Source organism: Mycobacterium sp. NPDC050853 (genome assembly GCF_040653875.1).
GTDB lineage: Bacteria > Actinomycetota > Actinomycetes > Mycobacteriales > Mycobacteriaceae > Mycobacterium.
Genome location: NZ_JBFAGW010000002.1, coordinates 326,336 through 342,265, shown reverse-complemented (window position 1 = coordinate 342,265; position 15,930 = coordinate 326,336). Strand labels below are relative to the sequence as shown.

At 63.2% G+C, this 15,930-nt stretch carries 13 protein-coding genes; 6 read left to right on the top strand and 7 right to left on the bottom strand.

The genetic code is table 11. The features are described from left to right. The first annotated feature begins 41 nt into the window (after positions 1-41). Positions 42-425, top strand: coding sequence for a hypothetical protein (locus tag AB0H22_RS10005; RefSeq protein ID WP_358146512.1), 384 nt, complete (start codon positions 42-44; stop codon positions 423-425). Here AB0H22_RS10005 and AB0H22_RS10000 read toward each other — a convergent pair. Further along, the gene (locus tag AB0H22_RS10000) at positions 422-3,334 is read right to left on the bottom strand and encodes an RND family transporter (RefSeq protein WP_358146511.1); all 2,913 of its coding nucleotides are present in this window, start codon (positions 3,332-3,334) and stop codon (positions 422-424) included. The genes AB0H22_RS10005 and AB0H22_RS10000 overlap by 4 nt on opposite strands. 134 nt (positions 3,335-3,468) lie before the next feature. Here AB0H22_RS10000 and AB0H22_RS09995 point away from each other — a divergent pair, with 134 nt between their 5' ends. Then, positions 3,469-4,680, top strand: coding sequence for a histidine kinase (locus AB0H22_RS09995; protein ID WP_358146510.1), 1,212 nt, complete (start codon positions 3,469-3,471; stop codon positions 4,678-4,680). After that, positions 4,673-5,329 (top strand): response regulator transcription factor, encoded by a 657-nt coding sequence (locus tag AB0H22_RS09990; RefSeq protein WP_180751687.1) that lies wholly within the window; start codon positions 4,673-4,675, stop codon positions 5,327-5,329. Before AB0H22_RS09995 ends, AB0H22_RS09990 begins: the two co-directional genes overlap by 8 nt. An 11-nt stretch (positions 5,330-5,340) precedes the next feature. Here AB0H22_RS09990 and AB0H22_RS09985 read toward each other — a convergent pair whose 3' ends face one another. Genes AB0H22_RS09985 through AB0H22_RS09975 form a run of 3 tightly spaced genes read right to left on the bottom strand, consistent with a single transcriptional unit; the run spans position 5,341 to position 7,792 of the window. Then, positions 5,341-5,820 carry a DUF1003 domain-containing protein gene (locus AB0H22_RS09985; protein ID WP_180751688.1) on the bottom strand — a complete coding sequence of 160 codons (480 nt, stop codon included), beginning with the start codon at positions 5,818-5,820 and terminating at the stop codon, positions 5,341-5,343. After that, positions 5,817-7,106, bottom strand: a complete 1,290-nt coding sequence (locus AB0H22_RS09980; protein ID WP_180751689.1) for a CBS domain-containing protein — start codon at positions 7,104-7,106, stop codon at positions 5,817-5,819. Before AB0H22_RS09980 ends, AB0H22_RS09985 begins: the two co-directional genes overlap by 4 nt. A 59-nt stretch (positions 7,107-7,165) precedes the next feature. Next, the gene (locus AB0H22_RS09975) at positions 7,166-7,792 is read right to left on the bottom strand and encodes a TetR/AcrR family transcriptional regulator (RefSeq protein ID WP_180751690.1); all 627 of its coding nucleotides are present in this window, start codon (positions 7,790-7,792) and stop codon (positions 7,166-7,168) included. Between the two features lie 83 nt (positions 7,793-7,875). Here AB0H22_RS09975 and AB0H22_RS09970 point away from each other — a divergent pair, with 83 nt between their 5' ends. Continuing rightward, on the top strand, positions 7,876-8,733 hold the full coding sequence (locus AB0H22_RS09970) for an SDR family oxidoreductase (protein WP_180751691.1): 858 nt from the start codon (positions 7,876-7,878) through the stop codon (positions 8,731-8,733). After that, positions 8,730-10,178 (top strand): NAD(P)/FAD-dependent oxidoreductase, encoded by a 1,449-nt coding sequence (locus tag AB0H22_RS09965; protein WP_358146509.1) that lies wholly within the window; start codon positions 8,730-8,732, stop codon positions 10,176-10,178. The genes AB0H22_RS09970 and AB0H22_RS09965 overlap by 4 nt, the downstream gene beginning before the upstream one ends. Positions 10,179-10,194: 16 nt before the next feature. On the opposite strand, the gene AB0H22_RS09960 is transcribed toward AB0H22_RS09965, so the two are convergent. From AB0H22_RS09960 to AB0H22_RS09950, 3 genes are all read right to left on the bottom strand, one after another. Beyond that, positions 10,195-10,890, bottom strand: coding sequence for an MspA family porin (locus tag AB0H22_RS09960; RefSeq protein WP_180751899.1), 696 nt, complete (start codon positions 10,888-10,890; stop codon positions 10,195-10,197). Positions 10,891-10,941: 51 nt separating this feature from the next. Next, positions 10,942-11,619, bottom strand: coding sequence for an MspA family porin (locus tag AB0H22_RS09955; RefSeq protein WP_180751693.1), 678 nt, complete (start codon positions 11,617-11,619; stop codon positions 10,942-10,944). A 229-nt stretch (positions 11,620-11,848) separates the two neighbouring features. Beyond that, positions 11,849-12,664, bottom strand: a complete 816-nt coding sequence (locus AB0H22_RS09950; RefSeq protein ID WP_180751900.1) for an aldo/keto reductase — start codon at positions 12,662-12,664, stop codon at positions 11,849-11,851. Between the two features lie 310 nt (positions 12,665-12,974). Here AB0H22_RS09950 and AB0H22_RS09945 point away from each other — a divergent pair, with 310 nt between their 5' ends. Next, positions 12,975-14,252, top strand: a complete 1,278-nt coding sequence (locus AB0H22_RS09945; RefSeq protein WP_358146508.1) for a site-specific integrase — start codon at positions 12,975-12,977, stop codon at positions 14,250-14,252. Positions 14,253-15,930 lie beyond the last annotated feature (1,678 nt).

Below are 15,930 nucleotides of genomic sequence, written 5' to 3'. Positions count from 1 at the left end.
TCTTAGCTCGTGCCGAGTTTCCTTGCGTTGGCGGTACTCCGATGATTATCGTCGCTGGTCTGCGGCTGGACGCGACCTCGGTCAAAGCGTCGGCGATGATGCTCTACGTCGTAGGGTTCGCCTTCACAGTGTTCTCCGGCCTGGACAGCGTGCGCCTTGCCGTGGTGTTTCTCGTCGGGATCGCAGCGACCGTCCTGCACTATTGGCCGGCGCGGGAGAAGTTCGACCGAATCTCGATCGCGGTCGCGTTCGGCCTGGTCATCGCCCTCATCCTCGATGCATGGTCAACCTGGGTCATCGACCACAGTCTGGCGCCTGGTATTGGAATCGGCATTGTGCGCCTGCTCGCGTGGCTGCTGTCGGTGGCCGGGATTCTGGCGTTTCCACGCCACCTCATCGATAGGGACGCCACCCCGGACGTCTAGGCTCCTGTCCTCTCCAGCCGCGACGGTCTCGTCACCAAGTACGAGAGCACACCGGCCGTGCGGGGTGAGCGTGCCTTGGACCACCGGAACAACAGTCCGTGCAGCAGTGGCACCGGCGACCACCAGAACCACTTGCCCAGCAGTCCCGCCACCGCGGGTACGACGAACGTTCTGACGATGAGCGTGTCGATAATCAACCCGACGCCAATCGCGGTGCCCACCTGCTCGATGCTCAGCACGTCGCTGGAGAGCATTGCGAACATAGTGATACCGAAGACGATCCCGGCCGTGGTGACCACGCCGCCCGTGCCGCCGAAGGCGCGGATCATCCCGGTACGCAGGCCGGCGCCATCCAGGAATATCTCTTCGCGCATGCGCATGGTGAATAACAGGTTGTAGTCAGCGCCCACCGCGACCAGCGCGATGAGGGCAATCGATGGGGCCGACCAGTGTAGATCGCGTCCTAACAAGTCATGCCAGATCAGGGTGGTGATCCCGAGCGCGGACGCGTACGAGACGACGACGGTGCCGATTACCACGGCGGCTGCCACGGGGCTGCGCAGCATTGCCAGCACGATGAGGAAGACCAGCGCGAGCGCCACGGCCGCCAGCAGCAAGAAGTCCTCGCTGACGTATCCACGCAATTCGGCAGTGCCGGTGCCGAATCCGGCGATGTTCATCGTGCTGCCAGCGAGGGTGCCCTCCTTGGTGGCCTCGCTCACCGCGAGTGTGATCTGTGGAGATCGATGTGCGCCGTCCGCGCCAAAAACCTTGCCGTCCCCGAAAACCAGCATGCGGGTCGAGCGGCCGTCGGGGGCGAAGTACAGCCCGGCAGCCCGCTGGAAGCGCGGGTCCTGCCACGCGCGCTGGGGCAGGTAGAAACCACCCTCGCCGCTGCTGCGGAAATCCTCGCGCATGGCGCGCAGGTATTCGGTCAGCCCGGAGAACATGGTGCGAGTCTCGCCGACCGCCTTGGTCAGTTGATCGGTGATCGTGCTCAACTGTGCCACCGTCGAGCGCATGTTCTTCACCGAATCGACGGCGCCGGAGAACGACTTCTCCATTCCCTGGGCACCTGCGCCGAATTTGGCGGTGCTGGAGGTCAGTGAGGCGGTCGCCGCCACCACGGAGTCTATCGGTTCGACGGCCTTGAGCACGAGGGAGCAGATGCCGTCATTGGCGCAGTTGGGATTACCGTTGGTGAACTTGCGCAGCGGATCCATGTACTCCGACACCTGAGACACATTGTCTTGTAACGCCTTCATTCCCGAGTGCATGTCGCCGACGCCGCCGCTGAGCTCTCCCAGACCGCTCACCCCGCCCGCGAGGCCCTTCTGCAGCTGGGCGATTGCTCCCGAGAACTGGCTGAGGGTCGACGAGAGCTGGTCGACGGCCCCCAATCGTTGGCTCATCTGTGTCGTTCCGTCATCCAGCTGATCGGCGATGATTCCCGCTTGTTCGGTCAGCGCCGCCTGCTCGGGGATGGCGCCCGCGGGACGGGAGGCCGATTGCACCATCCGAATTCCTGGAATTTCCATGAGCTTCTTGGTAACTCGCTCGACACCGATGACGCCAGCCGGGTTGCGCAGATCGTGGTCCGCTTGGATCGAGACGATCTCCGGCAGCAACCGGTTCGGCGGGAAATGCCTATCCATCGCCTGATACCCACGGTTGGCGTGCGTGGAAAGTGGCTGCGCGGCAAGCTCGTCGAAACCAAGGCGTAGGCCGGCGATGGGAAGGGCGCACACGATGAGCACCAGCGTTGAGCCGACCAGTACCGGGCCCGGCCAGCGGGCGACCACGGTGCCTACCCGGCGCCAACGGTGTCCAGGCCGGCTCGCCCCTTCGCGCAGTGCACGCGGCTGGGCCAGTCCACGGCGGCCGGCCAATCCGATAAGCGCGGGGAGCAGGGTCAGCGAGGCTGCCATACCGGTGAGGATCCCTATGGCACAAGGTAATCCGGCGCTGCGCAGCATTCCGACCTGGGCGAACATCAGGCAGGACAGGGCGGCGGCGATGGTCAGCCCAGATGCCGCAATGACCGGTGCCACGCTGCGGTTGGCGATAGCTAGTGACTGTTCATGGTCCAGCCCCGAACGCCGCTGTTCGTGATAGCGCCCGAGCAGGAAGATGCCGTAATCGGTCGCCGCGCCGAGCACGAGGGCGGCGAGCAATGCTACCGAGAAGATGGAAACCTCGATGAGATTGCGTTCCCCGAGGAAAGCCACGATTGAGCGTGCCACGCCCAGGCCCACACCCACGGTGATCAATGGGATCGCAGCGGTGATCGCCGATCGGTACACGGCGAACAGCAGCACCGCGATGAGCACCACCGTGACGCCGGTGATTGTGAGCATCTGCGTATCGATGGAGGTGAGCTCGTCGGCGATGGTGGCGCCGGGCCCGGTAACCCAGGAGTGCATGCCGGTGGGCGCAGGCTCGTTGGCAACGATCTGCCGGACGGCGTCCAGGGAAGCGTTGGCTTGTGCACCGCCGAGCTCGCCGGTCACGCGCAGCATTGTGTATGCGGCCTTCCCGTCTGGGCTGAGCGCGCCCTCGGCCGTCATCGGGTCGGCCCACAGGTCCATCGCCGAGTCCAGATGGGCGGTGTCCGCACGCAGTTTTGTCAGCAGCCGATCGTGGTACTGATGCTCGACGGGCCCCAGTTTGTGGTCGCTTTCCAACACCAGATAGTTGAGGTTTCCGCCGTCGCCGTCCTGGAACTGCTTGCCCATGGCGGCGCCCGCGGTGTTCACCGGTGCGCTCTGCGGAAGAAAGCCACGGGCGTGGTTGTGTGCCGTGCTTTCCACCTGCGGCACAAGCAGATTGCCCGCCGCTGCGGCGAGTATCCAGAGCCCGATGACGAAAATCGCATAGCGGCTGCAGAACCTTGCGATGGCTTCCCACATGCCATGTGAAGTTACGGACACCGGGCGGCGCAGTCGTCGTGCTGTGGGCGACACTTCTTCTCATACCGTGGTAGGACACGCGCATCCGCGCCGAGCATGATGTGCGACAGGGTTACCGCCTCTACGCTGGCACTATGAACCGGCTCCGGGAATGGGCGTACCGCCGCCGTGCCCTGGTGCCGTACGAGTTCCCGTGGACTGTCCCCGTCGTCATGTACACCGGGACGCTGTTGGTCGTGGGGTGTGCAGTAGTACAACGCGGTTTCACCCGGCCGTGGCTGCTGGCACTGGCGGCCCTGGTGGCGCTGGCTCCGATCCTCATCTTTACGGCGGGATACAAGCTCGGCACCTTCGGGAGCGCGGCCTACAGCCTTGCGGGAGTGGCCCTGTTCCTGACGTGGCCCGCGAACGTCGTGGACGCCGCGCCGTTCCTGCTGATGTTCATGATCGGCGAGGTGGGCGCGCTCGCCTCCGTGCGTGCGGGGCTACTTGCCTGCGGCGCCTGTGTAGCGCTACTCGTGGTGGCCGAGCAGCTGCATCACCTCGGGACGTTCTCGCTCTACAACGCGTTCTTCGTGCTGGTCGGGTGGCTGATCGGACACATCTTGCAGCTGCAACAGCGGCTTCTCTTGCAGGAACGGGCCCAGCAGGCCCGGATGCAGGAACAGGCCGCCTCCGATGAACGGCGACGCATCGCGCGCGAAATCCATGACGTGATAGCCCATTCCCTCTCGGTGACGATGCTGCACCTCACCGGCGCCCGGCGGGCGCTGCAGGAGGATCGTGATGTGGAGGATGCCGTCGCCGGGTTGGTCGATGCAGAACGCCTTGGGCGTCAGGCAATGTCGGATATCCGTGGCACTGTGGGTCTGCTGAGCGCGGGACCGGGTGGTGTCGAGCCGATGCGGTTGGCGCCGGAGCCCGGCATCGCCGATATCCCCGATCTGATAGCCGACTTCACCACCGCGGGGATGACGGTGCAATCCACAATCGACGAGCCCGGTGAGTCCGTGAGTGCCGGAGTGGGTTTGGCGCTCTACCGGGTCGCACAGGAATCGCTGTCCAATATCGCCAAGCATTCCCCCGAATCGTCGGTCGCGGTACGCCTCGATATCAACGGGGCCGCGGCGACTCTGACGGTGAGCAACGACCTCCCGACAGGCGCCCGCCCGGTCGCCTGTGCGGGGGGTGGGCTATCGGGTATGCGCCAGCGGGTCGAGGTTCTGGGCGGCGAGTTCCGTGCCGGGCGGGAGCGGGACGGCTGGATGGTGTCGGCGAGGGTGCCGTTGGAGTCCACCGGATCAGCGTGCCGTCCGCGGCGGAAGGTGTTGTGGCGTCATGACTGAAACCGAGGTGGGCGTGCTGCTGGTCGACGACCAGGAGCTGGTACGTACCGGGCTGCGCCGGATTCTGCGCCGCAAGGATGGGTTCGCGATCGTGGGGGAGTGCGCCGACGGCAGCGAGGTCGCGGCGGCGGTAACTCGGGTGCGGCCCGATGTCGTGATCATGGATCTGCGCATGAAGCAGATGAGCGGTATCGAGGCCATTCGGCTACTTCATGCCTCCGAGGGGCCGCCGGCACTGGCGCTCACCACGTTTGACGACGACGAGCTGCTCTCGGGGGCGCTCCGTGCCGGTGCCGCGGGTTTCATCCTCAAGGACTCTCCGGCAGAGGAGCTGGTCCGCGCTGTGCATGCCGTGGCCCGCGGCGAGGCATATTTGGATCCGTCGGTGACCTCGCGCGTGCTCAGCGCCTATCGGCGGGCACCAGCCGCCACCACGGGTGATGTCGAGCAGAAGCTCACCGCGCGTGAGCTGGATGTGCTGGCGCTCATCGCATCCGGGTCAACCAATTCCGAGATCGCCCAGCAGCTGGTGATTTCCGAGGTGACGGTGAAGAGTCATATCGGCCGAATATTCGTCAAGCTCGACCTTCGGGACCGGGCGGCGGCCATTGTGTACGCCTATGACCAGGGCATCGTGACACCCAAATAGGGTCACTGGGTTTACTTCTCGCGAAGCGCTGTGATTGCTTCGTGGAGCTCTTCAAGCTCGCGCCGCAAATAGTCGCGGGTGGCGACCTCGCCCACCGCCAGCCGAAGTGCTGCCAGCTCCCGCGCCAGGTATTCGGTATCGGCCTTGGTCTGTTCGGCCCGGCGACGGTCCTCTTCCAGCGATACTCGGTCGCGGTTCTCCTGGCGGTTCTGGGCCAGCAGGATCAGCGGCGCGGCGTAGGCAGCCTGAGTGGAGAACGCGAGGTTGAGCAGGATGAACGGGTACGGATCCCATTGCATGCTCACCGCGAAGAGATTCAGGATGATCCACACGATGACGAACACCGTCTGCATGGCGAGGTAGCGACCGGTGCCCAGGAACCGGGCGATGTTCTCGCTGACCTGCCCGACCGCTTCCACGTTCAGGCCGAGCGACAGCCCCCGAGAGGTACGTGGGGTGTCGAGCCGCTGGCGTGCCGATGTCTCGCTCACGGGCGGTCACCTCCCAGTACTGGTTCGGGTTCGTCGGCGCGCCAGCCCTCTGGCATCAGGTGGTCCAACACGTCATCGACCGTGACCGCGCCGAGCAAGTGGTTCTCCCTGTCGATAACGGGGCCGCACACCAGGTTGTACGCGGCGAAGTAGCGGGTTACCTCGGTGAGCGGTGCCTCGGCGTCGAGGTGCGGCATATCGGAGTCGAGGATGCCACCCACCATGGCGTACGGGGGCTCGCGCAGCAGTCGTTGCAGATGCACACACCCTAGGTAACGCCCGGTGGGAGTCGCCGTGGGCGGCCTGACCACGAATACCAGCGAGGCCAGTGCCGGGGTCAGATCGGGATTGCGCACGCGTGCAAGGGCTTCGGCGACGGTGGTGCTGGGACTGAGGACTACCGGTTCCGGGGTCATCAGACCGCCGGCGGTATTGGGGGAGTGGGTCAACAGTCGACGGACAGGTTCCGAATCTTCCGGATCCATCAGTGCCAGAAGTGATTCCGCTTCCGCCGGGGGTAGTTCGCCCAATAGATCGGCGGCGTCGTCGGGATCCATTGCCTCCAGCACGTCGGCAGCGCGCTCGTTCTCCAGACTGGTCAGCACGTCGGCCTGGTCGTCCTCCGGCAGCTCCTGGAGAATGTCGGCCAGCCGCTCGTCGTCGAAGGCGCTCAGTACCTCATCGCGCCTCTTCTGCGGCAGGTCCCGGATCGCGTCCGCGACATCGGCGGGCCGCATGCCCTCGAACTGGAGCATCAGCTGAGCCACGCCCTGACCGGGCAGTTCCAGAGTGGAAGCAGTCAGTCCGTGGATGTGAGTCCAGTCGGTTACCTGCACCCCGGAGCGGCGACCCAGCCGCCGCGGGCTGCGCACCGCCACCCGGGTGACCACCCAGTCGCGGGTGCGGGTCTGCTCCAGGCCCAGGTCAACCACTGTCAGGTCGGCGCCCACGAGCTGTTCGAGCTTGGGATCGTCGGTGTGGACTGTGGTGTCGAGCACCTGCCCCAGGACCAGTGCTTCACCGGGGCGCTGGGCGAACCGCCGCAGCGACACATTGCCGGTCGTCAGGGTCACCGAGCCGGGCTCGATGGCGGTGACCCGCAGCATGGGAACGAAGATCCTTCGGCGCGTGAGCATTTCGACGACAAGACCGATGACTCGGGGCTGTTTTCGAGCAACCCCGATGCCGATCACGACATCGCGGACCCGTCCGATTGATTCACCGTCCGGACCAAGAACGACCAGGCCTGAGAGCCTGGCTGCGAACACCTTGCTCACTGCGGCCATGACAGCAAGATTAGGGGGTGGAACCTGAGAGCCGTCCCCCAGTGTCGCCGGGTGGGCGGTTAAGGGCCGATTCCGCCGTACATCAATGCGATGACGGCCGCCGAGAATCGATCGGTGTCCTGCACCTCGCCGCCCCGGGATGCATGCAACCCATTGGCGAGAATCATGCCGGTCACCGCTCGGGCTGTGTTCTCGGTATCGAGATCGGCACGGAGGTAACCTTTTTCGACACCGTGCCGCAGGTAGGCCTCGGTCAGCTGGTCGCTTGTGGAGAGCATGGCGAACACGCGCTCGCGTAACTCGCTGTCAACCGAGCCTGCCTCCAACAGAAGTAGTGGCAGCTTCGGGTTCTCGCGGAACAGGTGGGCGAGAGCAGCGCCGATACGCACCGACTGTCCGCGGTATTGGGCGATATCGTCGGCGAGCCCCGCGGCGTTCTCGGCGCTGATCGCCTGAAAGATCTGTCCGGTGACGTCATCGATGACATGCTCGATGATGTCCCGCTTGCTCTTGAAGTACCGGTAGAAGGTCCCATGACCGATCCCGATTCGTCCGGCGATATCCGCGACGCCCGTCGCGTGATAGCCCTGCTCGGCGAAGCAGGCAAAGGCGGCGTCCAGAATCTCCTGCCGCATCTCAAGCTTCTTGCGCTCGGCGCGGCTGAGTGTGGACGGGCTGGACGTCATACGCGGCAATCCTACCGACCTTGACACTCATCAAGAATGACATATCATTCCGAAACTGACAATCCATTCCGCTGGAGGTTGATGTGAGTCGTTATCCGAGGATCGAGCTGCGCGGCGCGGTGGTGGTTATCACCGGCGGAGCCAGGGGAATCGGGGCCGCGACGGCGCGCCTCTTCGCTGACCAGGGAGCCGATGTCTGGATCGGCGATGTCGATGACGTGGTCGCCAAAGAGACCGCGGAGGGAATCCCGCGAGCGCAGGCCGGCGCCCTCGATGTCACCAAGCCCGAGTCCTGGACCGCGTTTCTTGAGCAGGTGCGCGCCCAATCCGGACCTGTCGACATCTTGATCAACAACGCGGGTGTCATGCCGCTGGGCGGATTCGTCGAAGAAAACGAGCGCACCACCGACTTGATTCTCGACGTGAACGTGCGTGGCCCGCTCAACGGTGCGCGGGCCGCGTTGCCGGAGATGGTGGCGCGCGGGCGCGGACACATCGTGAACGTGGCGTCGATGGCGGGCAAGTTGGCAGTCCCGGGCATGGTCACCTATAACGCCTCCAAGTTCGGTGCTGTCGGACTATCGATTGCGTTGCGCAAGGAGTACGGGAACAGCGGCGTGAGCATCAGCTGCGTGCTACCGAGCGCGGTCCGGACCGAACTCGCCTCGGGTGCGCCGTTGGGGAAGGGTATGCCGACCGTTGACCCAGAAGATGTGGGCGCCGCGATTGTTCGAAGCGTCGACACCCGCCGCGCACAGATCTCGGTGCCGGGCTGGCTCGCGTTCGGTTGGGGACTGGTGGACCTGCTGGTGCCCGAACCCGTTGAGCGACTTGCCCGGCGGCTCATCGACGACCGCCGCGCCCTGACGTCGCTCGACCTGACCGCGCGCGGCGCCTACCTCGAACGGATCGAGCGTCAGAGTAGGGAGCACGAGAAATGAGCAACCAACGCACCCCGAGGGTCATTGTCATCGGCGCGGGCATGGCGGGAATTGCGGTGGGCCACAAGCTCAAAGAGGCCGGATTCGACGATTTCACGATTCTGGAGAAGGGCGATGACGTCGGCGGCGTCTGGTACTGGAACCGCTATCCGGGACTGACATGCGATGTGCCCTCCCAGGCCTATCAGTACCCGTTTGCGCCGAGAACGGACTGGCCCCGCGTCTTCGCCACCGGTAGCGAGATTCAGGCGTATCACCGGCGGGCAGCCGAGGACCTCGGTGTGATGCCGCATATCCGGTGTGGGCAGGAAGTGACGGCAGCCGAGTTCACTGGATCGGGGTGGCGGGTCACCACTGCGGCGGGGGAGATACTCGAATGCGATTTCCTGATCGCCGCCACCGGCGTGCTGCATCACCCGAACATTCCCGATATCCCTGGGCTCGACAGCTTCCGGGCGACGGTGGTGCACACCGCCCGCTGGGATGACTCGGTGGAACTGGAGGGCAAGCGAGTCGCCGCCATCGGAACGGGTTCCACTGGAGTGCAGGTGGTTTCGGCGCTGCAACCGATCGTCAATCAGGTGACGTCCTTTATCCGGACCCCGCAATGGGTGCTGTGGGCACCGATGGGGATGCGGCAGCCGAAGTTCGTTACCAAGGTGTTGGAGGCGTTGCCCACGGAACGTATTGTGCGGTTCAGCGCGCTGACGGGCACCGATGCATTGGTCAACATCGTGACCAAGCCCAACTGGGGGCGGCGTCTGGTGCAGCAGTACGCGCGGGCCTGTCTGCATTTGATCCGCGATAAAGAGTTGCGCCAGAAGCTCACTCCGGATTACGAGCCGCTGTGCAAACGGCAGGTGCTATCCGGGTCATTCCATCGCGCCGTCCAGAAGCCGAATGTCGAGATTGTCACCGACCGTATCGACCGGGTCACGCCAACCGGAATCGTGACGGTCGATGGCGTCGAGCGTGAGTTCGATGTGATTGTGCTGGCTACCGGTTTCCAGGCACACAACTACATGCGTCCCATGAATCTGGTTGGCAAAGACGGATATTCGATTGAGGAGGCATGGGAGAAGGGGCCCAAGGCCTACCGTATGACCGCTATCCCCGGCTTCCCGAACTTCTTCACCGTGCTCGGTCCCAACTCGCCGACCGGGTCGATCTGGCTTCAGCACACGGCCGAGCGCACCGCCGAATATATCGTCAGCTGGCTTCGTCGTTTCGCCCTCGGTGAGATCACCACGGTTGAGGTGAGTCGTGAGGCTACGGACGAATTCAATGACCAAGCGCGCGAGGCGATGAAACCCACGGTGTGGGCCACCGGCTGTAACTCGTGGTACCTCACTGAGGACGGATCGGTCGACTTGTGGCCATTCGATCGAAAGACCATGGAGCGCATGCTCGCATCTCCCGAGGAGAGCCACTACATCGTGCAGTGAGGCTGGTTGATCCGGATCAGACGGTCTTGGTCACCCCGTAGTAGGCGACGATATCTTGAGTCCCGGTGGTGGAGCTGGTCAGGACCGCGTATGACCGTAGGAAGGACTGTCCGACACATCCGTCGATTTTGATGTGTACGTCCTTGAGAGTGACCCGAGATTCGGTGCCTTTGAATTTCTTCTTGGTCACCGAGACGTTGATGACCTCGCCGGGTTTGGGCCTGACCTCAATGTTGCCCACGAAGGGCATACTGATGTTGCCGAGACCGGATTGGCCTATCGAGGACGATAGGCCAACGCTGCCCGTCAGTCGGACAGAGTTCAGCTCAATGCCGCAGCCGATTTGGTAGCCCGCCTCCACCGTTCCCCCCTTCAGTTTGGTGCTGCCGCTGCCCTTGACGCTGCCGGTGAAGGTGCCTCCAGTGAGGTACTCGCGGGAGGAAACGGCGGTCGTCAGCGGTGGGATCGGCAGTTGGGTCTCCTCCTCGGCGGCGAGCGTCAGCACCCAACCGTCGGGTGTCTTCGCAGTGCTCGGCTCCTCGGAGGCGACGATGCCGTTGTCCAGCGGTGGGCCCGGCTCACCCTCGGCGGGTTGCGGCAGCGCATCGGCGGCGGGTATAGGCGGCGGAGTGGAATCGGGGTCCGCCCGCGCCAGCGGTGCCGTCCCCGCGATTGTGCAGGCCGCAGTCAGTGTGGCAAGAGTTTTGAGCATCATGAGTTTGCCTCTCGGGGCTGAAATGCATTGAACGATATGGGATGTGGCTTATACGGCTTTGGTGGCGCCCATGTAGGTGATCACGTCTTGTGTGTCTTCGGTTGAGCTGGTGAATGTGGCGTAGGAGCGAATGAAGGATTGGCCCACGCAGCTGTCGATCTTGATGCGGAATGCGGTGATTGTCACGCGCGCCGAGGTCTCGCCCTCGAATGCCATCTTGGTGACCGGGATGATGGTCGCGGTCCCCGGTTTGAGCGTAGGGCGAACTTGTGCGAAGACATTGGCACCCACACTGGGCACGCCAACGGGGCTGATTTGTGGCGTGATACCGCCACCGAATCTCAAATCGACCTCGGCTGCCGTTATGCCACAACCGATCTGATATCCGGCTTCCAGAATCCCGTCGGTCAGCGCGGTCTTACCGGAACCCTGGATGGATCCGATGAACGTGCCGCCCACCAAGTACTCGCGGGAGGACAGGGCGGTGGTCAGCGGCGCGACGGGCAACTGAGTCTCGTCCTTGGCCGCGACCACCAGAATCCAGCCGTCGCGTGTACGCAGGGTGCCCGGCTCGGCGGAGGCGACGGCACCGTTGTCGATAGGCGGCACGGAATCGGCGACAGGCTGTTCCGGTAGCGGTTCGCCGCCCGGCGGATTGGCCAGGGCGCTTGGCGCGGCGGCTCCAAGCGTGCAGATGATGGTCAGGGCGACAAGGCTTTTCAGCATGGCGGCATTGCTTCTCAGTTGTCCGACAGCGTCCATCCGCGGGGGATGTCGCGACGCGGCGATGTCCAGTACCCATGAGGGGTACGGGTACCTCCGGAAATTTCTAAGAGAGCCGCATTTCTGGCTGAAGAACAGAAGGCAAACGCAGTATGTAGATCAAGTATCCGTTTCCTGCCGGGACCGTCGACGGCAGGGGATGACGGTCCCGGCAGGCGTGCTGAATCGACTGTTAACGCAGGTTGAACGTCGCGGGATCCGGGCCGATGCGGCCGTCGGGTACGTCGAGTGCGGTGATGCGCTGTACCGCCTCCTCGTCGAGCTCGAATCCGAACACGTCGAAATTAGCCGCAATACGTTCCGGGGTAACCGATTTCGGGATCACCACGTTACCCAGCTGAAGATGCCAGCGCAGGATCACCTGGGCCGGAGTCACGCCGTGGGCTTGCGCGATGGCGCCGATCGTCGGATCCTCCAGGACGGTGCCCTGACCGAGCGGAGACCACGCCTCGGTGGCAATGCCGTATTCGGCATGGAAGGCACGCAGCTCGGGTTGGGTGAACCGGGGGTGCAGCTCGATCTGGTTGAGGGCAGGGACTTCTCCCGTCTCGTCGATCACGCGCTGGAGGTTCTCGATGGTGAAATTGCTGACCCCGATGGCCTTGGCGCGACCATCCGCCTGGATCCGTTGCAATGCTTTGAAGCTCGCCACGTACTCATCGAGCTCGGGCACCGGCCAGTGGATGAGATACAGGTCCACGTAATCGGTGCCCAGGCGCGCCAGGGAGGCGTCAAAGGCGCGCAGCGCGCTGTCATAGCCCTGATCGGAGTTCCACAGCTTGGTGGTCAGGAAGACGTCCCCACGGGAGAGTCCGGAGTCCGCAATGGCGCGGCCGGTGCCCTCCTCGTTGTCGTAGATCTTCGCGGTGTCGATGCTGCGATAGCCGACCTGCAGGGCGGTAAGAACGGCAGCCTGGGCGCCGTCACTGGGTACCTGCCAGACACCGAAACCGAGCTGGGGAATCGTGGTACCGGAATTGAGCGTCACATCGGGGACTTCATAAGGAACCGTCACGGTCAACGCAACGCGACCCGCCGCCGAGTATTCCCGGGCATCTCCACAAAATGAAACGCCCCGTGCCCAGCCATGGGAACTTGGCTGAGAACGAGGCGTTTCTATGGTGCGCCGTCAGGGGCTCGAACCCCGGACCCGCTGATTAAGAGTCGTCGGTTTGGGGTATGCTCATCTCGTAATACCGTGTCAAATACACTGGTAGAAGGCTTGATAAGACTCCATCGGTTGTATGCGGCTGATAACGTAGGCGGGACTTGTAGGCGGGAGTCGAGGGAGGTTCCGAATGGCGGTTGCAGGGGAGAGTTCAAAGGAGAAGGAGAAGCGCCGTCCACGCGGTTTAGGAGGGCTATTCAAGCGATCCAACGGACTCTGGACCGGATCGGTGGAGATCCCCACCGTGGATGGCAAGCGCCGGCGATCAGAGGTTTCGTCGAAGGACTACAAGACTGCGGTGGAGAAGCTGCGCAAGCTCCAGGATGATGTCGCCAACGGCATCCTCCCCGTTACCGGTAAGACGACCGTTGATCAATGGATGACCCGCTGGCTGGAATCAGTCCACGGCCCATCCCTACGCCCCAAGGCCCTCAAGTCGTACTCAGATACCTATCGCTTGCATATCAGCCCATACATCGGATCCAAGCGGCTGGACAAGCTCACCTCCGAAGAGATCCGAGGTATGCACCGCACCATCCAGAAGGGTCTGGGTGCACAGAAGGCATCGACACGCAACGCGCAGCTGGCGCATATCGTGCTATCCAGGGCGCTTAAAGACGCGCTGCGAGAGGGGTTGATCCGTCGCAACCCTGCTGATGCGGTAGCCACTCCGAAACATACGACCAAGGAGCGTGAACCGCTCGATATCCCATCGGCCAAGAAGTTCCTGCGCTGGCAGATCGACAACAACGACCCGCTGGCGACCCGTAGGGCCGGAGCCTTCCTCACCGGGGCCAGGCCGGGGGAGATGCTCGGGCTGACCTGGGACCGTTGCGACCTCAAAAACGAGCTCATGGACATCTCCTGGCAGCTGCAGCAGCTCAGCCAGATACATGGGTGTGGCAAGGCGCCCGCCGACAGCAAGGCGTGGCCATGCGGGCGCATCAAGGCCGGTTACTGCCCGCAGCGAAAGTGGGATCTCCCGCCAGGATTTGAGCATGAGGTGCTCCACCGGTCGCTCGTGTTGACGCGCCCCAAGACGAACAAGGGCAAGCGTGTAATCCCCATCGCGCCACCGCTCCTGGCGCTGCTCACCGAGTACGCCAAAACCCAAACCGGACTCAACCCCCACGGATTGGTCTGGCATCACGAAGACGGCAGGCCGGTATCTCCACGAGAAGACCATGCGCTCTGGAAAGAAGCACTTGAGGGCGCCGGCCTACCGGACTCACCCCCGTACGCATCCAGGCACACCGTGGCCACCCTGCTCATGGAGGCGGGAGTGGAGGAAATGGTGCGGATGCAGATCCTTGGCCAGTCCTCAGTCCAGGCGCACCGCGGATACACGCACGTGAACCAGGCTCAAACGCGGGCAGCGCTGTCGAACCTCAATGAGCTGTTGGGTTAGTGGCTAGCGTCGGTCTCTAGTTCCCTGGTGGATCAGAGCAGCGCCCGCCTACGAGGCGACCACCAGACGCCTTGCTCGACGCGCTTGCGGTTGCCGCATCCAAATCCGGACCAACGCCGCTGGCGATCGTCCCGTTTGCGCGCACGGCAAATGCAGCACACGCGTGATGGGCTTGGGCGGCGACTTGGCACACGCTATTGGATCCCGCCGTGCACTGCGCGACGGCAATCTTGTCGGCTTCCGGCTGGCTTGTTGCGGTCCCGAATGTTGCCGCGATCGGGTTGTTCGACGGCGTAGCCAAGGAGACATAGTCGTTTCCGGGCGTGCCAGCTATGCAGGATTTGAAGTCGCTTGGGTCAACATAGCTGCCTTGCGGGCACACTCTCGCAGCCGAGGGGCCGGGGTCATAGTTCGTGTTGGGAGGTGGGGCTGCTGGGACGTTCGCGGGTGGTGGGCTCGCGTTCGGAACCCATGGGACGTAGCCGTGATCGACCTTGGGCCCCTGGTAGATCGGGTGGAAGTAGTCGCCGCTCGGGCTGCTGATGCATTTCTCATAGCCTGGACCGGTCTCGTAGCAGAACGGGTTGGCGCTGGCGACAAAGGTTGATGATCCGAGCCCTGTCGCAGCTGCTACTAATGCGAACGCCACAGCCTTCACGGGCAATCCCCTCCGATTGCAATCGATCCCGACCAGCGCACTCTACGCCTGACCAAGATCGCCCCACAGTCGTTTCACAGCCAGATTCCGTGCCCGATGGACGGTAGAGAACCTCGTCAACGCCGAGCGCAAGAGCAGGGGCGAAATGGCACAGTCCGGGCCCCGTCGAGGTCGAGGACGGTATCGGTCTGGAGATCTTGCTAGCGAGCTTGTTACCAAGCTGGCTTGCTTGTTATAGAGCGGGTTAGCGGGCTAATCCGCTAGATTGATGACCTGCAAGCGCGCCAGGTAGCCGGTTGCCAGAAACTTGACATACCACGAACACCCCCATGTCGATGCTATTTTTTGTGCTCTCTTCATGTGTGCTGGGGTCTTGCGGCGCGCATCTTGCTTAGCTCGGCGACTCGTGTGGTAAATGCCCACACCGTGGTGCCTGGCGTCGGGGTGCCGGATTTGGTGCCGGGAAGCGTTTCCATGCACTTCAGGCGGCATCCTAAGCCTGAGCTTAAGGCTGACCTGTCAGGCCTGCGCCTCGGGGTAGCCAGCTGCGAGCCTAAATAGAGATCTAAATAGAGATCTAAATACATACCTAAATACACACCTAAATACATGCGCCCATAAATACACGTACGTATATCTATTGGCATACGCCAATAGATATATGGATGCACGGCTACAGGGCATTGCTGTCGACGCCCTAAACCATCCACCTATCCCTTTGATTTGCATGGATAGGTGATGGTTTGGATGTGGAACTCTCATCGCGAAAGCATCGAACGCGCATCGCGATGTCACCGCGCTGTAGGTGACTTGGTCGGTGATGTGGTGGATCACATGCCGGGTGATATCGGCGGTGACATGACCGGCACCATGGGCGGCAACGGCGCCTGCAACAGGGTTGCCCGATGCCGGTTTCGGCCACGTGAAACTACCTCTGGTACTAGGCAGTTTCGTGCTTAGTGCCCACTCCGATGCATGTGTATCGGAGTGGTTGACACGCGGACCGGTCGCACGCAAGGC